The 23,870-nt window shown below is 40.3% G+C and carries 18 protein-coding genes; 3 read left to right on the top strand and 15 right to left on the bottom strand.

The window, feature by feature from the left end:
* Positions 1–213: 213 nt before the first annotated feature.
* The 6 genes from GXP67_RS10250 to GXP67_RS10230 all read right to left on the bottom strand — a co-directional run bounded on the left by GXP67_RS10250 (position 214) and on the right by GXP67_RS10230 (position 5,922).
* Positions 214–633, bottom strand: coding sequence for a hypothetical protein (locus GXP67_RS10250; protein WP_162443043.1), 420 nt, complete (start codon positions 631–633; stop codon positions 214–216).
* A 333-nt stretch (positions 634–966) separates the two neighbouring features.
* Positions 967–1,584 (bottom strand): hypothetical protein, encoded by a 618-nt coding sequence (locus tag GXP67_RS10245; RefSeq protein WP_162443042.1) that lies wholly within the window; start codon positions 1,582–1,584, stop codon positions 967–969.
* Between the two features lie 458 nt (positions 1,585–2,042).
* A complete protein-coding gene (locus GXP67_RS10240; protein WP_232065098.1) occupies positions 2,043–2,729 on the bottom strand; it encodes a transposase in 687 nt (228 codons plus the stop codon).
* 6 nt (positions 2,730–2,735) lie between these two features.
* Positions 2,736–2,876: a hypothetical protein gene (locus GXP67_RS37345; protein WP_232065097.1), complete on the bottom strand. Its 141-nt coding sequence runs from the start codon at positions 2,874–2,876 to the stop codon at positions 2,736–2,738.
* 126 nt (positions 2,877–3,002) lie between these two features.
* Positions 3,003–4,709: an FAD-dependent oxidoreductase gene (locus GXP67_RS10235; protein ID WP_162443041.1), complete on the bottom strand. Its 1,707-nt coding sequence runs from the start codon at positions 4,707–4,709 to the stop codon at positions 3,003–3,005.
* A gap of 178 nt (positions 4,710–4,887) precedes the next feature.
* Positions 4,888–5,922: a glycerophosphodiester phosphodiesterase gene (locus tag GXP67_RS10230; RefSeq protein WP_162443040.1), complete on the bottom strand. Its 1,035-nt coding sequence runs from the start codon at positions 5,920–5,922 to the stop codon at positions 4,888–4,890.
* 393 nt (positions 5,923–6,315) lie between these two features.
* Here GXP67_RS10230 and GXP67_RS38255 point away from each other — a divergent pair, with 393 nt between their 5' ends.
* A complete protein-coding gene (locus tag GXP67_RS38255) occupies positions 6,316–6,474 on the top strand; it encodes a transposase (protein WP_162443039.1) in 159 nt (52 codons plus the stop codon).
* 246 nt (positions 6,475–6,720) lie between these two features.
* On the opposite strand, the gene GXP67_RS10220 is transcribed toward GXP67_RS38255, so the two are convergent.
* The 3 genes from GXP67_RS10220 to GXP67_RS10210 all read right to left on the bottom strand — a co-directional run bounded on the left by GXP67_RS10220 (position 6,721) and on the right by GXP67_RS10210 (position 12,609).
* A complete protein-coding gene (locus tag GXP67_RS10220) occupies positions 6,721–8,466 on the bottom strand; it encodes a RagB/SusD family nutrient uptake outer membrane protein (protein ID WP_162443038.1) in 1,746 nt (581 codons plus the stop codon).
* A 45-nt stretch (positions 8,467–8,511) separates the two neighbouring features.
* Positions 8,512–11,598 carry a SusC/RagA family TonB-linked outer membrane protein gene (locus tag GXP67_RS10215; protein ID WP_197901673.1) on the bottom strand — a complete coding sequence of 1,029 codons (3,087 nt, stop codon included), beginning with the start codon at positions 11,596–11,598 and terminating at the stop codon, positions 8,512–8,514.
* A gap of 243 nt (positions 11,599–11,841) precedes the next feature.
* Positions 11,842–12,609 (bottom strand): IS5 family transposase, encoded by a 768-nt coding sequence (locus GXP67_RS10210; protein WP_162443037.1) that lies wholly within the window; start codon positions 12,607–12,609, stop codon positions 11,842–11,844.
* Positions 12,610–12,930: 321 nt separating this feature from the next.
* On the opposite strand from GXP67_RS10210, the gene GXP67_RS10205 reads away from it, so the two are divergent.
* On the top strand, positions 12,931–13,488 hold the full coding sequence (locus GXP67_RS10205; RefSeq protein ID WP_162443036.1) for an HD domain-containing protein: 558 nt from the start codon (positions 12,931–12,933) through the stop codon (positions 13,486–13,488).
* Positions 13,489–13,676: 188 nt separating this feature from the next.
* Here GXP67_RS10205 and GXP67_RS10200 read toward each other — a convergent pair whose 3' ends face one another.
* Entirely contained in the window at positions 13,677–14,459 is a 783-nt protein-coding gene (locus GXP67_RS10200; protein WP_162443035.1) for a polysaccharide deacetylase family protein, read from the bottom strand.
* 271 nt (positions 14,460–14,730) lie between these two features.
* On the opposite strand from GXP67_RS10200, the gene GXP67_RS10195 reads away from it, so the two are divergent.
* Entirely contained in the window at positions 14,731–15,315 is a 585-nt protein-coding gene (locus tag GXP67_RS10195) for an outer membrane beta-barrel protein (RefSeq protein WP_162443034.1), read from the top strand.
* A gap of 237 nt (positions 15,316–15,552) precedes the next feature.
* On the opposite strand, the gene GXP67_RS10190 is transcribed toward GXP67_RS10195, so the two are convergent.
* The 5 genes from GXP67_RS10190 to GXP67_RS10170 form a co-directional block, all read right to left on the bottom strand.
* On the bottom strand, positions 15,553–17,907 hold the full coding sequence (locus GXP67_RS10190; protein ID WP_162443033.1) for an ABC transporter permease: 2,355 nt from the start codon (positions 17,905–17,907) through the stop codon (positions 15,553–15,555).
* Between the two features lie 413 nt (positions 17,908–18,320).
* The gene (locus tag GXP67_RS10185) at positions 18,321–19,238 is read right to left on the bottom strand and encodes a DUF4249 domain-containing protein (protein ID WP_162443032.1); all 918 of its coding nucleotides are present in this window, start codon (positions 19,236–19,238) and stop codon (positions 18,321–18,323) included.
* A gap of 3 nt (positions 19,239–19,241) precedes the next feature.
* Positions 19,242–21,638: a TonB-dependent receptor gene (locus GXP67_RS10180; protein WP_162443031.1), complete on the bottom strand. Its 2,397-nt coding sequence runs from the start codon at positions 21,636–21,638 to the stop codon at positions 19,242–19,244.
* Positions 21,639–21,937: 299 nt separating this feature from the next.
* Complete coding sequence (locus GXP67_RS10175; RefSeq protein ID WP_162443030.1) at positions 21,938–22,966, bottom strand: hypothetical protein; 1,029 nt, start codon at positions 22,964–22,966, stop codon at positions 21,938–21,940.
* Positions 22,963–23,499: an RNA polymerase sigma factor gene (locus tag GXP67_RS10170; protein ID WP_232065096.1), complete on the bottom strand. Its 537-nt coding sequence runs from the start codon at positions 23,497–23,499 to the stop codon at positions 22,963–22,965. The genes GXP67_RS10175 and GXP67_RS10170 overlap by 4 nt, the downstream gene beginning before the upstream one ends.
* Between the last annotated feature and the right edge of the window lie 371 nt (positions 23,500–23,870).

Raw genomic sequence — 23,870 nt, 5'->3', positions numbered from 1 at the left:
CAATGAAAAGCAGGAGAAAGGATATTTCAGAAGGAAAAAATTCTAAGAGCAGAAGCCACCTATAATACATTATTTAGACACAATTTGCTATTCCATAAGTGGCTGATAAAGAAAGTATTTGAATATAATATACGCATAATATATTACAAAACAGCCCGGATATTATCCGGGCTGTTTTGTTATGAATATTTCGTATGGATACATACGGGCATTTTAATGGAGACTTAATACACGAACGCCATTATTTTTTTTAATTGTAATTTTTTGTGTGAATACATCTTTCCCATTATCCACTTCAATCTCATAATCGCCAACCGGTAAATTGTACATATCATATCTACGTACATACGTTTTATTCTTTATAATTTCCTTATGTAAAACCGAAGAAGCAGATTTTAATTTAACTGTAAACTTGCCTTCCTCTTTGTTTTCGATGTGTACCCCTACATTGAATTTATTCTCGAAGGATTGAGTAACAACAGCGGCTAAATTACTTTGTGTACTAGCCGTTGTTTTTTTTGCATTAGGAACCGCTTCATAAGCTAATTGTGAGGAAGCCGTTTGTGCAGAACATTGAATAGAGAAAAGGGTAATTCCTATAATAAGGCTACCAATGGGTAATAAGTTCTTCATACTATAATTTGTTTTAGAATTTATAGTACAAAAGTCTATTTAGGTAACTATCACATGGTTATATATGAAAGCCTATGTTGCTGATTAGCATGTAATTTTTTCATCACTTCTACAAACGCTGATATTTTAGTTAATACATTTGGGAGATCTTCAAGAGAACCAAGCGTTACTACATCAAAGTTGGCAGCAAAATTGTTTTTTATTCCCGGCTTTTTAAATCAGCTAACAGACATACCTTGCTTACTATATATGTGGCACATTTACGATAAGAAAGATCAAGGCCAGGGAGTGAAATTGAAGACTATCAGGAAAGACAAGAAATTGCCGCATTTTTTACCTGACAAAGCCACTGTAAAGGAGTAGTGAAATTAACACTCCTATTAATGAATTACCAAAGATTGAAAGCTCATGCGAAAAAATATTTTTTCCCCTGGGTTCTGACAGAATAAAAGTCTTTCTTAGCCAATTAAAATAAAGTAATGATGCCTGGTAGGCCACCAATCCAGCCCATCTGTTTGAAATAGCTGTGCTTTGTTTATAGCTTTTTGCTGCCAGAACAAATAACATACCCGGTATGCCAAATATTACGCACATGGCGCTTAAGTTAAACCAACCAGTCAGGCTCATATTCCCTAACCCTGTAGTAGATGATTCTATTAGGCTGGTCAGTAGGACTAATTTTGCAAACAGTTCGGCTATGGGATAGATCAATTGTGCGCTTGCTGAGCCAGATAATCCACCTAGCACTGCCCATGGCGGAAACTGCTGCCCCCATTTTTGTATACTGGCCAGGGCAACTACAATTGTAAATATCCTTAACAGCAAGGCTCCTAAAATGATCCAGGCTGTTTGGTCAATAGGTTCTTGTTTGAGTATATGACTGTTGATCCACATAGAAAATACAATCAGAAAAAAAGTCCAACTAAAACGGTAATGGCATAAACTGGCCATGGAGTCACTGTTGTTTAATTTTCCTATATCACCTGCATTTTAGCGTAATTTTAGTCTCCCTATAGTTTTTTGACTTTGCACTCACTTCATCCCGAGATTATAGCTTCTGGTATCTTTAGCTATCCGTTGGATATATAACAAGGTATTATGGAAAACATCCTAACAAAATTATAAATAGAACAATAGTAGGCTGACAGATGGGTTTAAATACTTACATATAATGCTGGCACTGTTTGTAAGTATTTGAACCCAGTCTGCAATTGGTTAAATTTTATTTGAGTGAAAAACCTGTTTTATTCTACAAGTGATGACTTATCCTAAAATATCTTTACCGCATAAGAGCAGCGAAGAGGCTAAATCCAGGTTATTAAGCACAATGGCAACGAGTTCCAGACAAGGAGCCAACAAAAACTTTACATCATTTCTTCTTAGATATTCAAAATAAATAGTGAAGCTGTTTAGGATTTAGATTTTTGCTTGATTTTACGTAAAAAACGGACTGAGAAAGCTAACAGTAATAAGGCTAGCCAAGTAGTGGTTTTCTTTTCAAACCTGACTAGCAGTGCTTTGAAGCTATCCATCCAGGCATTGGCATGTTCAATCACTGTTCTGCATTTATATAGCTCTTCATCAAAGTATACATACTCTTCACTTTGTGATACACTATTTCTGGAATTAAGAGCTATGTTAGCCTCAATCTGTTTTTCCTTACATATCTTTCTTAGTTCCTTTGAGTCAAAGCCTGCATCGGCATTTAAAAATAGACCTTTCAAATCAATCCCTGCCTTGGTAAGCATCTGACAAAGCTCTTCAAATAGCGTTTGAATATTGAACAAATCATGATGCTGACCTTCTTGTGGTGTAGCACAGGCTAGCATGTTTCCTTGATTATCGGCTAAAAACAAACTGTTAGTGGTTTTTGTCTTTTTTCTTGCCTGGTAGCCTATTGCCTCTCCACCTTGTTTACAAGGGGTATGACTGCCGTCCAACTGCATGCTTGACAAATCCAGTTTATCTTTATGAGCAGACAGAATAGCAATCCATACTTTACTCCAGGAACCATCTTTGACCCATTCATTAAAATGATAATAAGTGCCTTGCCAGCTTAAGCTTTCTGTAGTAAAAAACTGCTGTAGAGGCAGCATTCGCCATTAACAACCTGTTTTTAACCGATATAAAATCAATGCTACCACTTCTCTCATCAATTCTTTGCTACATGCTTTGCCTGTTTCTCCTACTGAAAGATTTGCTAATATATATCTGTCTATGCTATCTTTATCTAAGATTTTCATTGGAGTGTGTTTTTATGCTTTGCAACACAAAATTCGCACTTCTTTGGAAATCTTTTTATTTATCCTAAACAGCTTCAGTATAAGTAACGAACTAAAACAGAATAATAAGACTACTGTTCAATTTTCTTATTTGGGCCAGTGAGTTTCTATACCTTGTGAACGGATTATTGTTTGAAAATCTTCCAGCACGACAGCTTTTTCCCGTACAGCTCTGGGAATAATTTTCTTGTTGAGGCAATAGTTTACCAGTAAACCTACTGCTTCTCCTATGCTCCACTCTACCGGATGCAGGCGATAACAACCATTGGTAAGGTGGGTAGTACCGATATTTTTGTTAGCCGGAAGCAAATTTTCCATCCGTCTGGGAAGCAAGGCGCCCAAGGGAATCTGGAAAGGCAATGAAGCAAAATCTATATAATTATTTCCGCCACTGCTGGGATGCAGATCAATGTGGTAATAACCAATGCCTACACTGTCATAAAAATCAGCGGCCGTATTTCCGGATTCTTTGCCTGTAATCAAGGCTCTGTTGGCTGCCCCTACATGTTCTTCCAGCACCGTAAACACCGCTTTAATCCGGCGGGATTCACGGACATAGGGGTACTTGGCCATCCCATCTTCGGTGCCCATTACGTCGCCCCGTAGGCGCAGTCCCTTCCATCCCTGGCCTCCATCGGGGCGGGGTACTTCGGTTTGAAGCCAGTAAAAAAGAGATAAGCTGAGTTGTTTAGCATGCTCCACATGTTTGTTGAAATCTTTTTCTGGAACATCGGTTAACTTGCCGAGCATATAGTCGTTCTGTGGCCAGTTTACAATGGTTATATCGCCAGCATAAGCTTCAGGCTTAAAATTATTTTTGTTAATGATCCGGCGGTAATTCCACAAGTTAAGAGCATTGCCTGTAGCTATACCTTCCGGATGAAATCCTAACGCTTTAGATTCCAGGGTAGAAGGGCTGGAATAGTGCAGGTCCAGTAATTTACCTGACCAGGCAGGCGTTAATTTCGGAGTATGATTCCGCCAGAAGTCATATCCAGCAGGTTTATCTCCCACAAAATTAGCTCCAGCTACATAATCCATGGCAAAGCAAACAGTAAAAGCTTGCTCATTATGGGGATCTGCCTTTTCAGGTGCATGTAATTCCCGCGTTTCTTTTCTGGATTCTGTGCCGGTTACATATTCGGTTTTGGTTAATGCAAGCAGATCTCCCAGTTCGGTTGCATCTATAAAGTAAGGCGCTAAAAGGGTAACTTCTTTGCCACTGCGTCTGCTTTTTGCTTTCAGGCTAGCTACCTTATCGCCTGTCGTGTCTGCCCCGGTTATTTTGTGCTCCATCAGGAGCGTGAGTTGCCCCGAACTTATGTAGGCATTCAGCATATCTTGTAGCACTGCTAGTGTTACCCGGGGTTCATGGCATAATCTGGAAACTGCCCCATCGCCGGGGTTTAAGTTGACTCTTGCTCTGGCTTCGACCATTAAGGGATAGTAGCGTTTATAATACTCCCGGACTGCCGTACGGAAATCTCGGTAGAGTTTGGTTGCTCCGTGGGTTTCTATCCATTGGTGTTCATCGGGAGGCACACCCTGCTGGGAGATTTGTCCGCCTAGCCAGTCGGTTTCCTCAGTAAGCACTACCCGTAAACCATTCCGCAGTGAAGCCATTGCTGCAGCCACACCGCCTAACCCACCTCCGGCAATCACTACATCAGCCAGGTACTCGCTGGCAAGAAAAGTATTTTTTGCATAAACGCTTGAGGAGTAGATACTGCCTAATCCGTACGTTAAGGCGCCACTTGCAATAGAAAGCGATTCAATAAATCTTCTGCGGTTCATATGAGATAAGCCTGTTTCCTGATATGAAAGGGTGAGTACTTGTCGGCGGTATCAAAATGATTTTATCCATTCTGTTACAAAGACTTATCCGGTTTATTTACAGGCGGAAGATAAAATCACTTTGCTTTTTTATATTCTGTAGGGGTGAAAGCTAAAAGTAGCATAATACTACAGGTAATTATTTTTGAATGATACCCAGTAATAACTCCGGTTCGTTGGTGGTAATAAAATCTGCTTTCCTGTCCAGAAACCACTGCATAGTCTCTTTATCATTCACCGTCCAGACATTTACAGTAATCTTGTGCTTTCTGGCTTCTTCTAACCATTGTTCATTTTTTTTCAGTACATTATAGTTATAATCCAGGCCAAATAGTCTATCATTTGCCAGCTCTGCTGGGGATTTGTCGCCATTCAGATAAGCTACTTTTGCATAAGGAGCCAGTTGCATGATGGTTTTACAGATATCATAATCAAAACTGATATAGTCGGTCCATCCCTGGGATTTCAGGGCTTCTACCATTTCTACCACTTTCCGGGCTAAAGCAATAGAGCGTTCTTTACTTATTTTAGAAGGCTTTATCTCCAGAATCAGCTTAGTTTTATTCTGCTTCATGCCTTCTTTTAGGTAGGCTGCTACGGTAGGCAAATTCTCTCCATTACTTAGTTTCAATTCAGCCAGCTGGGAAGCCGAAGTAGTCTCAATAGGCACCTGGCCAACGATATGATCATGATTAACAACTAATATAGAATCTGCCGACATATGCACATCAAATTCACTCCCCATACATCCTAATTTAATCGCATATTGCAAGGCAGCAATAGAGTTTTCAGAAGTGCCGTGCTGCTTCCATGCCCCACGGTGGGCAATTACCTGATTGCGGATAAATTGATCTTTCACCACCCGTATCGTATCCGTGGATTTTCCTTGCGGCGTCTGGAATTCAATTATTACGTCTTTGTATAAAGCATCCGCATCTTTGCGTCCTTGTTTAATATACAGCTTTTTGTCTTTATCGATCCTGAATATAGAATTACTCGGTCCTACCAGCTTAAGATTAGTACTACTTCCAGGCTCTCTGTCAGAAATAGTACCAATAAGGGTAGTATGTTCTGAAAAGGTATAATTAGAAAGTACTAATGTCTGCTGTGCGAAAGATTCTGAGGAGATGAAAAAAATAACACAGGCGAAAAAAAGTAGACTTAATTTTTTCATGCTGCAATAAATAGTAAAGCTACCTAAGATCAAAATTAATAAAGCTTAACAATAGCTAATCATTTAACTGTGGCTTATATAGAAATAAGATACCCTTTATACTATGGGAATACAAGCGACAAACAGATCAATATGAGACTCATTTAAGTTTATTCTAACAAAAGCATAATACTTAAATTGTTGTTAGCTATTCGTTGATGATTAAATTAATATAATGATTGATAATTAATCTATTATACCTTTAAAGATTTACTATGTCAATTTTAAAATATTATAAAATGTAAGAATATTTCTGATAGGATTAATTTGGGAGAAGTTTATATAAACATTTTTTTGTCTCATACAGGGAGAAAACCCCTCGCCTTTAGGCGAAGACTTTAGTAAGTTTGCCGGATGCAAAACTACCGAAAAACTTCCCATAGTTTGTATGATTGTAAATACCACATTGTAAGGATTACCAAGTATTGGAAAAAGATTTTAACAGGCATAGTAGCAGAGAGAGTAAGAGAATTAATACGAAGCATTTGTAAGCAGTATGAGGTAGTGCTATAGAAGGGTGTGAATGGATGTTAACTTATATTCAAATTTCCATCAAAATACACAAGATATTACCAGGAATAGATTATTTTAAACAATGGAAATAGCTATTTTTATTTGCGCCCTCATCAAAAGTGTAATTATCTCATTCCGACTCAAACACATAGCATCAATAATATACCTAAAATAAAAGAGTATTAGTTAAATTAAATAACCGGCAAGAAAATCTTGTTTCTTGCCGGTTATTTGTTCAATATTGGATTAATATCCTGCGTTTTGCACTAAAAATCCTGGTTCGCTGGAGGCACCATCCATTGCTTTTTGAGGGATGGGGAACAATCGTTTGTGCACATCACTATCATTTTTATCAGTCCAGTTTCCTTCATATTTGCCGAACCGTATCTGATAGGTTCGTCTGAGGCCTTCCCAGTATAATTCAAATCCCGCTTCACGGTACAATATATCCAGATCAATCGTACTCAAGGCTGGCGGAGTTTGTGTAGGGCGTGCGATTCTGGATGCCCGTAAGGTATTCACATCTGCCAGAGCGCCGGCATTGTCGCCATTTTTCAGTTTCGCTTCAGCCCGCATCAGATAAATCTCTCCCAACCGGATCAACACCAGATCCACACCACTGTAGGAGCAACAGTCAATACCAGTACGGCTAAACTGGTATTTGGAAAACCGGTAACCGGTATTATGCAGACTGCCTGGTGCTGTAAAATCAACCTGAAGCGTATGGTCAACATACCGGAGGTTTGCACCACTGGTTCTTTTATTGATAACCGGATATATCCTTACTTTTCCATCGGCACAAGTCAATATGTTACCTCCAGCATCTTTTCTGGGCCCCCATATCACCCCACGGACAAATCCCCGGTCGATTTCAAAACTTTTAGCATCCACACAATAGTAATGGTTTGCATCATTGGCCGGAGTTATCCCGGTAAGATCTTTCAATCCATCCGGTATAATGGTATTTTTCTGGTAAAAACGGGCATCTGCCTCCGCTTGTTCTACACTGCCATACGCATCAGCCCATGTTTGAATAAAATCAGGGGTGGCGGCTGTGGCATCGGTCCCGCGGGTGTTTGGGAATTCGGGTCTTGGAACCTGATCACCGGATATGGACCAATATGCCCATCGCTGGTGTTCGTTTTGCAGTACGCCCCTTTGGTCGAGGGCAAAGATCAACTCAGTGTTGGCGTGGTTATTATCGTTGAACAGTGCGAAATATTCAGGCGACAAGGAGTGGGCTCCCGAAATAATACTGCTTGTATACTGGATCACCTTATTCATATCCTCCTGAGTAAAGGTAGGCGTACCATAGGGATCACGATATACGGCAGCATTCAGGTATAAACGGGCCAGCAAGGCACTTACGGCATCTTTGTTAAACCTGCCCGGACCGTTGTTATTGTTCATAAGGTCCACTACCGACAACAGCCTTTCTTCAAGATAATCGATTGCTTCTTGTCCTCTGAGGATTTCGGATAACTGGTCTGAACGTTCTTTTTTGAAAATCAGGCCCCAATTGTCGAGTGCCAGCATATTGAGGTAGGCATTCATGGCAATCATTTCATTCAGCGCATCAGTGGCTGCGGTATTTCCCTTTTCAACTTCTGCTTTTAGCCTTTCCTCGGCAACAACTGCTCTCGATAAGCATAACGTGATAGATGTCCAGGTATCTGATACCAAACCATTACTGGGGGTCATCAAATGCTGGTGAACGGCAATAAACTTGCCTCCATCATACCAGTCTGTGCCGCCGCGGTAGGGTAAAATGGCCTCATCAGAGGCAACTTCCTGCAAGCCGAAATTATTGGTATGCAACCATACCTGGCGAAGCAGGCCATATACTGGGGCTATTGATCCACTGACGACTTCTGCCTGCCCGGTTCCGGTCAGAGACTCATCCAAGATTTCTTCCTCTAATGTGGTACAACCGAAAAATGTAAGTAAAAATATAATGATCGGCAGTGCTTTATTAAATCGTATATTTTTCATCTGATTTCTTTTTTAAGTGATGTAAGAGAACGGTTTGTTTGCTTTCTAGAATGTTGCATTAAGGCTGATCAGAAATGTTCTGGCTTTAGGATAAGTAAAATAGTCGATCCCAAAGGTTTGAACTCCCCCTAAAGTCGATCCTGTATTGATCTCAGGATCAAATCCGGAATAATCGGTTATGATAAACAGGTTCTGACCAGTTACAGACAAACGGATATTTCGTAATACATTTGACAATCCGATCTTATCTCCAGATAGGTTATATCCCAGCGTTGCGTTATTGAGTCTCAGGAAAGATCCATTCTCCAGGTAGCGTGTAGATACAGTATTGGCGTTTGAAATAGCCTCATTCGGATACCGGACTGCAAAATCAGAAGTATTATTAGACTTGGTTAATTGTGCCTTGGTAAACAGGCTCATGGCGGTATGATTGTAGATTTTGTTTCCGGATACGCCATTGAAGTTGATCCCCAGGTCAAACCCTTTGTAGGTAAAGTTCAGGTGATAGGCATAGATAAATTTGGGAATAGCACTACCGACCACCCGGCGGTCATTGTCCAGGATGGCACCATCGCCATTGGCATCTTTGAACTGGTTGAGGCCGTCTTCACGAATGCCTTCAAACTCAAACATATAAAATGCGCCTATGGGCTCATTATTGATATAGCCGTTAATAGTCGCACCCGTTTGTCCCGAGCCCTGTGCTGCTCCTGTGGTCAGTACAGAGTAAGGTGAATCTACTACCTTGTTTTGAATGTAGGTAATGTTACCTCCTATGGTATAAGAAAAATCATTACCTACATTGCCATTGTAATCCAGCTCCAGCTCGATACCGTTGTTCTGGATCTTCATGTTCTTGATATTAGTCCAGTAGGTCGCTGTAGGCTGAACAGGGTCAGCTGGCGTAACTTCCAACAGAATGTTAGACGACACTTTGTTGAAATAATCCAGGCTACCACTCAGCCGGTTATTCAGGAATGCAAAATCAAGGCCCGCATCTATCTGCGTAGACACTTCCCATTGCAGATTGGGGTTCGCCAGTCGTGTATACACAATTCCGTACGGGTAATTACCAATGGCATTGGCATTGGGATCTAAGGGATAGGTATTATAACTCTGACCTCCTGTGATTAAGCGGTCTTCCGAATAGCTGGCTTTCGTAATCTTGGATGGAATCTCCTGGTTACCGGTTTGCCCCCAGCTGGCACGCAGCTTCAGGTTGTCAAAAGCTGAATTATTCATAAAATCTTCCTTACTGATGTTCCATCCCAGGGCAACAGAGGGAAAATAGCCGTATTGATTGTTTTGGCCAAACTTGGAGGAGCCATCGGCACGAAGGGTGGCCGTAAACAAATATTTCTCGGCTAAGGAGTAATTTACTCTACCGAAGAAGGATTGCAACTCGTTCTTAACGGCTGACGAACTCACCGTAGTGGGAAATTGGGTTGTACTGGTCTGGTCCTGGTACTTAGGTTCGATGTTATTACTTGCGAATCCGTTATAGGTGAAGTTTCTGTTTTCCTCCAGAAAGCTTTGATAGGAATGTCCGGCCAACAGGGTAATGTTGTGAACATCCTTATGCCAGTTGTAGGTAAGCGTATTTTCTACCAGTTTATTGGTATTTCCGTTAATAAATGTAGTCAGAGACCCATTTGCAACATTAGACTCATTTACAACTGAAGTAAAAGGTTTGTACTGCTGGTCCCGGTCGGTAGCGGAGTAATCAACGCCGAGGTTGAGCTTATAAACAAGGCCCTTCACTATTTCTATGGATGGTGAAATGCTCGCCAAAATCCGGTTATTGATGGCATTATCACTATATATCTGGTACCTTTTTAACGGATTTAAGGCATTGGTAATTAACAAAGTAGGCTCACCATCGGTATAGGCCGGAACAGTTGGATTCAAACTGAGCATATCACTGATGGTAGAACCTATATTGGGCCGTAAGTTTTCGGTGTGAGAAGCTGTAAGATTATAATCTACATTCAGCCTTCCATTGAATGCCTTTTGAGTGATGTTCAGCTTACCGGAGTACCTTTTCAGATCGCTATTCTTCAGGATTCCTTCCTGATCCTGATAACCTGCTGAGGCGTAGTAGGAGAACTTATCAGAGGCCGATCCGCCAACAGATAAATCGATCTTTTGTGACATACCTGTTTGAGATAACTCATCCTGCCAATTTGTGTTCCCTCCAAAGTCTTGCAAGGTTCCACCCTCGGCTGGTACCCGTGTACGAAACTCGTCGGCACTGAACACGTTAATCTTATTGGACAAGGAGGACCAGGCGGTAGATGCAGAAAAATTCATTTCCGTTCTTCCGGCTTTTCCTTTCTTGGTGGTAATCACAACAACGCCATTTGACGCTCTGGAACCATATACGGCTGTAGCACTGGCATCTTTCAACACGTCCATGCTTTCAATATCATTGGGGTTCAGAAAGTTCAGCGGATTAGTATCAAGGCCCTGAGAGGAGTTATCGAGCACAAAACCATCGACCACATACAGCGGCTGTGTGCCGGAACGCAAGCTCCCTACACCACGAATAATAACATTTTGAGCGGCACCAGGCTCGCCACTGGCACTTGTTACATTTACACCCGAAATTTTTCCTTGTAACAGCTGCCCCGGATTGGTAACAACCCCAGCATTAAAGTTTTCACTATTAATAGAAGAAATGGCACCGGTAATGTCTGACCTTTTTTGGGTACCGTACCCAACCACCACCACTTCGTTCAATTGCGAAAGCTCTGGTTCCAAGCGGACAACTATGGATGACTGTCCATTCAGGGAAACTTCCTTCACGACATATCCCACAAAAGAAACTTGAAGAATGGCATTGGCATCGGCATCAATAACAAATTTTCCATCTGCATCTGTTACAGTGCCGTTTGTTGTTCCTTTCACCAGGACAGTTGCTCCGGGTAAGGGTGCGCCTGTTTCATCGGTAACTGTACCCGAGATAGGTTGGGCAACGGATACCACATTAAAAAACGGAGCTTCTGTGTTAAAAAATACCTCCTTGCCAATAGTTGCAGAAACAGCAAAGGATGGGGTAACACTAAATCCAGCCCAGGATATCAAACATGCAGAAGCACATATGATTTTTGATACTCGTAATGTTGAATACATAAATTTAAGTTAGGTTGGCTAAAAATTTTCGATAGTTTAGGATTTAATTTAATCATAAAAGTAACTCATCTGCAACAATGTGCTGTTAAAAAGATGTTAGGGTTATATTAATATATGAGAATAAGGAGTTAATAAACATCAGCAGAGTAGCAGCATCTTGTGCTTTAAGAACTAGTAAATTGGCAGTTTAAGTTAGCTAAGGGTTTTTGTTTGGAAGAGTCTTTAAGAGAATGTTTTGAAATATTATTCGGTTTTTCTTTTGAGCAGAGTATCAATAAAGGCTAATTGTAGCATGGCTTCCGAACTTTCTGTGTTTTTTTCAAAATCACGGCTCAACCTACGCTTAAAATTGAGCCATCCGTAGCTACGTTCCACTACCCAACGGCCCCCTGCCGGGACAAAGCCTTTCACGCTTTCAGGCTTTTGTACAATTTCTACACTCCATCCATATTGTTTTTTCACTTCTTCCACAAAAGTCTCTGTGTAGCCATTATCTGCTTTCAGGGTATGCAGGCGGGCGGACTTGCCCTTCAACTTAGCTGCTAACTCATATCCTGCTGTGGTGTCTGATATATTAGCAGCTGTAATATGCACCGCCCAGGGGATACCTAAACAGTCCACAGCCAGATGTCTTTTTCTGCCATTCACTTTTTTATTGCCATCTATGCCTTTATCCTGACTGGTAAATTGTATAATCTTAACACTTTGGCTATCAATGGCCAACACGCTTGGCAGGGCTTGTCTGCCTGCTTTTTTTCTTTCTCTGCCTGCTAAAAAAGCTAACAACTCTTCAATAATGCCCCGCTTTTTCCACTGCCTGAAATAATAGTAAATGGTTTGCCAGGGTGGGTACTTACTTTCCATATTGCGCCATTGGCTGCCCGTAGTTAGCAGCCAAAGCAGTGCATTGATTATCACCCGTTTTTCATGTTTAATCTTTCTTTGGTTATCAATTATTTCCTTGATAACTTCCCATTCAGGGTCAGTGAGCGCAGAGAATTTTTCTTGCATAAACTTGATGATTAGACACCTCAAGTTTACTCACTGATTCTTTCTTTTACCCTATTTTTATTCTTCCAAAACGTTCTCTAAGAAGAGCTGTGTTATCATATCACATTTATAGCTAAAGCCTGGAAAGTAATTATTTGCAGCAACGTAGCAATCACAAGGAATGGTAACTGGTTTGTATTTGAATAAGAATGGATGATGCTTTACTAATGAATTATAAAATGGATTGATAACCGATCACTTACCCGGTTGCCTAAATTTTTCTCTATATTGGGATGTTCTTTTAGAAAGCGGCTGTATACTCATTGACTGTTATCAAACAAAATGAATCACTGGGATAGAGAAAAATATGTGAAGGCATGGGATTTTGCCACCCTTTACCATCAAGGCCAAACTTATGGAGGCCCAAAGCCAGACATGCACATTGATTACTTGAATCACATTGGAGCCGTAGCCATGGAAGTGATTTGGGCTTTGCACTATACTACTCAAACCTATGATGCTGACCTAGCGATTCAATGTGCGCTTCTCCATGATGTGATCGAAGATACTTCCGTAACCTATGAACTAGTCAAGACTCAATTTGGGGAAGTTGTAGCGGTGGGAGTACAAGCCCTAACAAAGAATATTGAATTAGAAAGCAAGCAAGCTCAAATGCTGGATAGTTTAACACGTATCGGGAGGCAGCCCAAAGAAATTGGGATGGTAAAGATGGCAGACCGGATTTGTAATCTGTCCGCTCCTCCCTATTACTGGAAGAAAGAAAAAATTCAAACCTATTGGCAGGAGTCACAAATCATCTATCAAGCTCTCTATACTGACAATGAACTGCTAGCAGCTAGACTACAAGAAAAGATTGAGTTCTACCCTCATTTTTTATGAAAAAATAACGAAAGCCAACCGTAATGTTTATTATTTATGTTAGACCAAAAAAATAGTTTAGTCGGTTACTATTTTACTTACATTTAAGTTAAAAAATACTTCCCTTTTCTGAGACTCGACTTTGTACTAAAACAGATATTTTCTTTGATGGAGCACCAATAGGGGGCCATTCGTGGTTAGAATTGACTTTATTTAGTATGCTTTGTGACATAGTCCATCGCTTCTTTAAAGGTGGCCACCCAGATCTGCTCCTGATGCTCTTTCAAGTATTGCACCAACTCTTGATGAGCAGCTGCTGATACTTCCAGATAATCTCCACCCACGCCATGGAAAATAAGAACTCCCATGCCTTTGTTTTGCTGCACCTGCTTTACAAATTCAATCATATCGCTGCCAGGAGCATTGATAGCAAAGCCCATGCAAGGTACCTGATAAGGATCTAAATTTTTGAAATCAGTAATAATGGGTGAACTACCTACGGCTCTAGCATAGGCTACAAATCCTGATTTTTTGAGTCTATCCACATAGCTTTTTCCCTGTATGGATGTTTCTCCACAGGGATAGGCATAGGTATGGTCGAGTTTGTTATCTATTGCATACAGAATGGTATTCATGGTGGATATCTCACGCATCATATTGTCCACTGAATAATTTTCTGCCTGATAATGAGGGTCAGCTTTGAACTTGCTGCTCAGGCAAGGATGATATACAGTATGATTGCCTAGTTCATGTCCTTTTTGGCTAGCCTCTTTCCAAGCATTGATATGTGTGGCTGCAGGCTCTTTGAGGAAAAAAGTACCCTTGAGCCTGGCTTGATTTAGTTGTGGAATAGCTACCTGTAAATGAGAAAGCAGGGCATCATCATAGGTTAATACGATCAAGGCTTGTTTACTTTCCGGCCATTTTATAGAATTTTGTCCCTTCGATATAAAAGCTAAAAGCAGCAGGATACATATGACAAATGTCTTCATGAGGGCAATATTGTAAAAAATCTGTTTCTGTGCTTTCTATAGTTGAAAAAATAAGCTTTTTCCTCATTACCAGATAGATGGATAGGCTGTTATAATCATCGAGCCGCCTATCCTCTCAAGTAATCGAAAGAAGAGCGTCTGGAAATTATGGTTACTTTTATCAAGCAACAGCATCAAGGCCAATATTTATCTTAAATTGAATGGAAAGCTTGCTTTCCTTTCTATTATAATCTGTTTAACTATTTCATCAAACCAATCTTACCAGTTATCAATGAAAAAATTAATGACCCTCTGCTTGTGTGTGAGTGCCTTTAGTGCAATAGCTCAAGAATTCAAACCTTTTAAAATCAATGGCTCTATAGGTCTGGCAGCACCTGTCAGTGAACAACAAAAAGCAGGTTTTCTCTTTAGTGTAGAACCAAAATATGGCATTACTGATCACTTTGATGTGGGGGTCCACTTGGAGGTAGCTTATTTGAGAAGAGTACTTGATGAACAGACTTTAGGAGCAGAAAGTCTTGATGAGGGTGCTGCTACTTCTTATATTTTGACAGCTAGCTATCTATTTTCCAAAGGTCATATTCGTCCTTACTTGAGGGCAGGATTTGGCAATTATAGAGTCTATGCTACTTCTTTTGAAACCCCTAACCCTCAAAGCACTTACATTACTACAGCTCCGGTGAGCCGGCCTGGGGGTATGTTGGCAGTAGGTGTAAAAGTAGGACATGTACATCTTTCTGCTGAGTACAATTTAATAGCCAGCTCGAAAACGAATACTCCAACGCTGAAAGTCAACAATCACAATTCCTATCTTGGGTTTAAAGCAGGTATTGATCTGGGGGGAGGTGAAAGATAAATTAACTATGAATTTGTCAGATCTCCATTTCTCAAACAGCCGTATGGAAGAAAAAGTAATGCAGTAGTTACTCTAAAGGGGTGTTAAAAAAACTACCCCTTTCCTAAAACTTCAAAAGGACTGACTTAATTAAAGTGATGATATATTACTATTGAGTCGATACATTTACTCTTTTGTGATCCTTCATTTTTCTATGCCACTCCACTATCAGGTAAATAAAAAGCAGTTAAAATCAGTTTATTCCCTTCTCACACTCTTCACCGGATTGGAAACAGCTGCTTTTATCGCTTGAAAACTCACCGTTAAGAGTGCAATCATCAATGCTGACATACCTGCCAACACAAGAACCCACCATGAAATATCAATCCGGTAAGCAAAGTCCTCCAGCCACTTGTTCAAAAAATAATAGGCCGTTGGGATGGCAACGAGAATGGCCATGAAGACAAGCCCTGCAAGTTCCTTTGAAAGTAAAATAACAATGTCAGATACACTTGCCCCAAGTACTTTACGAACCCCTATTTCTTTAATTCGTTGCTCAGCAGCGAAGGTAGCTAATCCAAACAGCCCCAGGCAGCAAACAATAACAGCTACTACAGTAAATCCCAGTGAGAGCTTACCTAAAACCGACTCGGTTTTGTATTCTTTACTATAATCTCCCTCTAAGAAAGAGTATTCAAACGGATAGTCCGGTGAATATTTTTTTGCTATTGCCTCAATGCTAGCCAGTGTTTGGTTGATATTGGCATTTTCGATGGTCTTGATATAATAATTAAACCCATTAGTGGTAGTAAACATTAAAATAAGGGGCTCTGTACCTTGATGCAGGTTCCCATTAATGAAGTCTTCAGTAAGGCCAATTATTTCTCCTTTCCCGTTCCACATCTCCAATTTAGTGCCTATTACATTTTGTTTAATAAGTCCCATGGCCAGCATTGCTTTTTCATTAATGATATAATTGGATGAGTCTGCCCGGTTGCTATAAAAATTTCTTCCTGCAATCAGCTTGATATGCATAGTTGGGATAAATCCATCATCACTTCTAAGTACTTTGAATGAAATAGATGAGTTTTCCGGTTTTCCAGGCCATACAGGATCGGTGGTGGTAATGGGCACCTGGAATACATTACTCCCGACAAGGGCAACATTTTTAACCGTAGGTATTTGCTGTAAATCCGCTTTAAAGGGAGCATAATTGTGGCTTAACCCTTCTTTTTGGGGGATAACAATGATATTTTCTTTACTGAAACCCAGATCCATTTTAAAAATATATCCAAGCTGCCTGTAGATACCTATACTTCCTGTAATTAACATAACAGAAACTGCAAACTGGGTAACAATCAGCCCTTTCCTAAAACTTCCACCTTTTAATCTCACCTTACTGTTTTTTAAAACAGTCCAAGTATTGAGTGCTGACAAATAAAAAGCCGGGTATAGGCCAGCAAGCACACCGCATAGCAGCGTAATACCCATAAGGCTAAGTACCAACACAGGATTGCTATAATCAAGATGCAGCGATTTCCCGGTAATTTCATTCAATATTGGAAGAAATACGCTCACCAGTATAATGGCGAAATACAAGGATATAAACGAAATGAAAAGGGATTCGCCTATAAACTGAATACCAATAGATATCCGGCCGGCCCCTACAGATTTTCGAACGCCTATTTCTTTGGTTCTTGTCGAGGCTCGGGCAGTGGCTAAATTGGTAAAATTGAAACACGCCATTATAAGTATGATACCTGCAATGCACCCAAATAAAATAACCTGGCTTATGCGTCCTCCGCTATTTTTGCCGTTTTCAAACTTTCCATGAAGGTATAATTGGGAAAATGGATATAAAAAAGCCTCCCTGTTACAATCACTGCAATGGGTTTGAATGATCTTTCTGACTTTGCTATCGGTTGCATTAAATGCTGACTCTGATTTAAGCGTTACAAAAGCTTGTGTTGCCCCACTACGCCAGTGATTAGCCCAGCTATTTTGTTTTTTCCAATTCTCAAATGAAATAACAAAGTCAAATCGCAATGAAGAATGTTGGGGTATATCTTCAAATACACTTGAAACCATAAAATCACCAAGCTGGTCAATAGTCAGCGTTCTGCCAATGGGATCTCCATTAAATAATTTGTTAGCCAGTTTTTCAGAAATGCTTATTGAGTTAATATGGGAAAGTGGGCGAAGTTTGTTGCCTGATGAAATGGGGAATGAAAAGAGGGAGAATAAACCTGGATCAGCATACAGGCCAGTTTCTATAAACTTCTTATCTCCGGATTTAACAAGCATCCCTTCACTCCAACTCGTTTGCACCACTTCATCCATTTCAGGAATATCCGTACGTAGGGCTTGGCCAATCATCACGGTTGGAGCCTCATAGGTTTCCATTCTGCCATCAGCATAGAGGTCATTAATCAGCACTTTATAAATGCGATCTGCTTTGGTATGAAACCTGTCAACTGATAATTCATCCAGCATCCATAAAAAGATTAAAATAGAAGCGGTCAGCCCTACAGTAAGTCCGAGTATACTGGTTAGTGAATAAGTCTTCTGTTTAAAAAGCCTGCGTATGGTAATCTTGAAGTAATGCTTAATCATAGTAACGCTTGTGTTTTGACAATTCGAGTGAGTATATGCCTATATCAACTCACGAACCAATTTGTAAATTATTGTAAATCAATTAAAAAGCTAAACAATATAAGTACGTATAGTCCATTTTCGCACACTAGTGTCTGGTATTGATACAATACAAAAAGATTTTTTAACTAAAGCTTTAGAGTGTGTTCAACTAAATATTGCTAGCAACCAACAAGTATTGCCGATGGTGGGGTAGTTAAAAAAGACTCATATGGAAAAGAGCTTATCTTACAATCAATTGGTGATTTTGTACTACTCGTTCTGCTTACGAAAGTGATCTGAAGGTTGTTTAGGTTACTCAAACTCCCCCTTTGAAGAAACTTGAGAAAGTTAAACAAAAGCAGCTGTAAGGTTTCTGAATCTAAAAAAAAGCATCAATACAGGGTTAGTGTATCTGCACTATAACCGGAGAAAATGCCATATCCATTTTCAATGTTAGTGGGCATGATGACTGGCTCACCGCTAAAAATACCGCCATTTTGATTACCGATATGAGGCTGCAGTTTCCTGTTATAGTTATAATAGATAAAGTCTGTATTTTTGAAAATAAGCTTCATCCGTTCTTTTCGGGCATCTGGAATATTGCTTCTGTAATTGTATTGAGGATAAAAATTTACGGACAGTGTATAGGTATTTCCATCAAATAATTCATCGTTCAGCACAATGCCATTACCATAAGTATATTCAACAAGTGGCAGATTGCTGAAAAAATACTGCGGGTTATAGAAATAAACAGTATCTCTATCGGCACCTGAATTAGATGGTATCCAAGGTATAAGCACAGCCGGCACCAAACCAAACAGATTATAATAATTTTTCACACCTGGCGGGTCGTTAAAAGTAAGGCTAAGCTGCGAATAATACGCTCCATATTCATCTATACCAGCGGAGTCTTTCAATTGAGTTTGTATAATCTTCACTTCATCAGCAATACTGCAACTAGCCTTTACGGGATCATATCCGGGTGCAGAGACCTCTAACCTATATTCTTTACCGATACCGGGTTTGAAACTGCCAGCCATATACTGCCGGAAAGCTTGATTGAAGCGAAGCGTATCTATTAGACGCTCATCTTCGAAAAGGACAACCGTAGCATCACTAACATAAGAAACAGATTGGTTATCGAACACAGGCAGGCTTTTATATACAGCTACCCGTACCAGGCTATCCGGAGTGAGTAGGCCATTGATTACTAATTTAGAGCTATGCTCTGGAAAGTCTAGTTTAATGATGGTCTCGCAGGAAGATACCAGGATAAGCAGGCACACCAAAAAGGATACAACCGTTTTCATACTTTAGAATTGGAAGCTATAACTGATGGAGGGAATAATGGGAAACAGGCTTACTTGTTTTAATACCTTCTTGTTATCTTGATCCGTATCTATGTAATAGTAAAATGGATTTTTGCGGCTATAGGCATTGTAAAGCGAAATCGTCCAGGTCCGTTCACCCCATTTTTTGGGTTTATGAAAACTAATTCCTAAATCCATCCGGTGGTAACTCCGCATCCTGAAGCCATTTCTGCCTTCATATACCTGTACCTGATTATAAGTATTCTGGATATCACCTCGCCAGTAATACGCGTAATTTTCGACAAGAGAAGGATAACGGGCTACTCCCAGGGTGATGGCATTGCCCGTGCCATACACCCAGTTGGCAGATACGCTTATTCTGGGTTTGGGCTGATAGCTTACAGCAACTTCAACATCATGTCTTCTGTCATATTTATAGGGATATTTCCGGCCTGCATTAATAGAGTTAAATTGCCTGTTTGTCCAGGATAAAGTATAGCCAAGCCAGCCGCTTACTTTTCCGGTTTTCTTTTGCAGCAGAAATTCTGCGCCATAAGATTCTCCTTTGCCTCCGGTTTCAATATTTTCCTGCCAGTCGGTGGTATTTCCAAAAAAGGTGGCCCCTTCTTTATAATCTATCAGGTTGCGCATGGTTTTGTAGTAGCCTTCCACACTCAGTTCATAGCGGTTGTCTTGTAAGGATTTAGCTATACCCACGGCAGTTTGCTGGGAAAACTGAGGCCGTACTTTTTCTGTTACCGGTACCCATAAATCGGTAGGCAAACCTGCATCTGAATTGGTGAGCAAATGAACAAACTGCTGCATGGTGGCATACGATGCCTTCAGGGAATAATTATGGGGCAGCAGATACCTAAAGGCTATTCTGGGTTGCAGGGAAAGATAGTGGCTGTTTCCTACAAAGAAACCCGAAAAATGAAGACCTGCATTTACTTTTAACTGCCTGGTAATTTCCCAGTCATCCTCTATATAGAAAGCCGTTTCCAGCGCTTCTACCCGGGAAGAGCCATAGGCTGTATCTGTTCTTTCGCTTTGGGAGAAATCTGCTTTAATAGCTGTAATACCTGGCTTAAATGTATGATAAATGGCTTGTGCGCCGAATTTGATACTATGTTGCGGATTGGGATAAAAATCAAAATCTACTTTTCCGCTCCAGTCATTTATGCCCGATAAGTAAGCAAAATAGGAAGTTTGTTCGGAAGGAGAATCCGGGTCTTCGGAAGTGTTTTTCTGGTTGACATCTACCAAAAACCGGTAACGGGTATAATTGAGCATGGTATTGGCAAATAGCTTTTCGCTAAATACATGGTTCCACCGCAAGGAGGTTAGAAAATTTCCCCAGATCAGGCGGCTTTTGGCAGAATTTTCTTCTTTGTATCCATTATCGGTATACTCGTCTTCTGATTTTACAATGGCTTTATCATCACCCACATAGGCACTCAGGTACAATCTGTCTTTAGCCGAAAGGATATGATTGATTTTTGCATTGAAATCATAAAAGTGATACCCAAAAGAAGCTACCCCATTGGTTGCCAGTTTAGAAACAGGCCGGCTGAATAAATCCAGATACGTTCTTCTGCCTGTAACCATAAAAGAAGTTTTGTCTTTGATGATGGGTTCTTCCAGCGATAATTTGGCCGAGACAATTCCTACCGAACCTTGTCCTTTTATCTCTTTGCTATTTCCATCCCGCATTTTAATGTCGATCACCGATGAAAGCCTGCCCCCATACCTGGCCGGATATCCACCCTTTACCAAAGACACATGACTGATGGCATCGGCATTGAAAACAGAGAAAAAGCCACCCAGGTGATTGACATTGTACAAAGGTACGCCATCGAGCAAAATCAGGTTCTGGTCAGGGCTGCCACCACGTACATACAGGCCTGTACTTCCTTCACTACCCGACGCTACACCCGGCATCAACTGAATAATTTTGAGTACATCTACTTCACCCAGTGCAGCTGGCAGATTTTTAACCTGTTCAATGGGAATAGAAATGGTACTCATCTGCGTATTTTCTTCAATACGCCCGGTTCTTTCCGCTTTTATTACTACTTCTGATAAGTTGCTAACCAGTTCTAATTGAAAAGTAACTTCCCGGTTTTTATCTAAATAAAATCCTTGTATCTGCGTCTGATAACCTACATAGGAACAACTTATCCAGATGCTGTCTTCTCTCAAGGTCAGGCTGAAGAAGCCAAACTGGTTGGTAGACGTACCCTTTTTTGAAATCTGGTCATATAAGTTAGCTCCAATGAGTATTTCACCTGTTGCTGCATCCTTTACATAACCACTGATGGTAAATTTCTGGGCAAACGCATGTTGAGTTGCCAGCAAAAGGAAAATGGCACAAAGGCAGTAAACATTCTTTGGGTGCATAAAGATATAGCGCTGATTGAAGGCATAGCATAGTAGTAAGTCCCGGTTGTCAGGAAGATTTGCATTATTGAAGGTTTAAAGGCAGCAATAATAGCTTCTCTGCTTGATGGGGCTGGTCAGTTAAAATAAAAAACTAAAAATAGTATCCTGCCGGTAGTTTATCTCTGAATGTTACACAAAAACAAGGCTTAATTTTCCCACCTCACCTATAACTCCTAGATGTTTTCTTGTTGGTTTAAAGAAAACGAAGCAGGTCTGTTTCCATTTTGCAGGTGCCTGTAAATAATTTTGTTTTTGTCTTACCTGGAAGTTCCGCCCAAATCGAGCCCATGATTATCCTTTATGCGCCAATCAGCATGGTTATAGTGATAGTTTAAAATAGTCCGGTTGTAGAGAGGCATCCTGAAAAAGAGAAAACCTTTTGAGGAGCCATCTTTACTTTCCCATAACCTATACCTGGCTTCAGCACCTGTTTCAAAGCGCATGGCCGGATAGGTAGCTGTCGTTACCCCGCTCAGAGGCAAAGCTCCGGTTAACCCGGCATACAGAAACACAGTAAAGCGGTTTTCTGGAGGCAACAGATAATAGCGGATTTGTACAGGCATGTGTAAACCTATAACATCCCTCGAGTCCGTGTGCATTTCCATGTTAATATACGGCTTATATGTTTTTGCAGCATATAAACCATACACCAGTGAAAATCGTGGGGACAATGGCTTCACATACTTGAATCCAGCAGAATGATTATCAGAATCAACAGAAGAATATACTTCAATATCCGGTGTATTCCGGTAAGTCTTCCGGGAGGTATTTGTAAGGGTAGCCTGTAACGAATCCTCCGGCTGAGTAAGCATTTGCGGAACAAGCGTATCTGGTTTGGTGCTGATTGTATTAATTATTGAATCTGGAGCAGGCAAAGTTGTAATGCCTATCGGTTGTGGCAATGGTAAAATTGGGTCTTTCTCTTGTATAGGTGTGTGTACAACAGGTTGTAAGGTATTTTTTACATCAGCTTTTACCCTTATTAGCGTGTCTGCTCCTTGTAGGGGCCGCCTAAAAAACTGTTTCGCTTGTAATTTGCGAGTTTGCAATGTTTTTTTGTTGGCTACTGTCAAATGAGTTTCCCTATCCTCATAGTTCCATGAGATACCTAAAAGTAAAACGGCAAGCACAAGAGCGATGGCTGTGAAAGTAAATATCCGGTAATTCTTGCTCAGCTTAATATTTAGCTTCTGCCAGGCGCCTTTTTCATCCCAGTCCAGTTCTGGCAACTCATGGAGTTGTTCTATCTTCGTTCTGCAAAAATGGTCAAAGGCTTCAGGTTTCATAGGGTATAATTCTTAACTATTAATTCTTGTAACAGCGTTCTTGCTTTGGTCAGTTGCGACCTGGATGTACTTTCATTGATGCCTAGCATCTGGGCAATCTCTTTATGCGAGTAGCCTTCAATAGCATACATATTGAAAACAGTGCGGTATCCTACAGGTAAAAACAGAATGAGCTTGTAAATATCTTGGGCTGCTAATCTTTCATCTACTAATATTTCGGTTTCTATCGTTTCGGGTATGTCTTCGTTTGCATAGATCAATTGTTTTTTCTTCCGTAAAAACAGTAATGATTCATTAATCATAATTTTTTTAATCCAGGCTTCAAAACTTTTTTCATCCCGGTATTCAATCTTAGCAATGCTTGTGAATATTTTCATAAATCCGTCAGTCAGCACTTCTTCAGCATCTGCTTTGTTTTTCAGGTAGCGGTAACAGTGCAGGAACATTTTTTTAGCGAAAGCTATGTATAAAGCATGTTGCGCTTTTTTTTCTCCTTTGCGGCATTGTTGTATGATTAGAGGTTCACTGCTCACATGTAGACTGATTTAGTAGATAAGAGGATATCATTTTCTGCATGATGCCTCTACTTTCCATAATACATTTGATAAGAGAAACGCTGCCTGAGGAGAAAAAATTTATTTTTTAAGTTACCCCAAAGAGGTAGTTAAATTAATTCCCCCTTTCGTGAAACTGAACAGTATGATGAAGGCTTTTATTCATGTTTGTATCTGACATAAAACTGTCAACCTATATTGGTATAAGACCCCCTTTGTGAGATTGAAAATTGTGAGTATAAAAAAACAAAGGGAGCTTGCAGGCTCCCTTTAAATATTTTCTGTTTATTGTTTTCCTTTGGAAATGAGTGTTGCCAAAACATAGAGAAAAAACAACGCTAATTTCAGTT

Source organism: Rhodocytophaga rosea, assembly GCF_010119975.1.
Taxonomy (GTDB): Bacteria; Bacteroidota; Bacteroidia; order Cytophagales; family 172606-1; genus Rhodocytophaga; species Rhodocytophaga rosea.
Note: the sequence above shows the minus strand (reverse complement) of the source record. Positions and strands in the feature narration are given on the sequence as shown.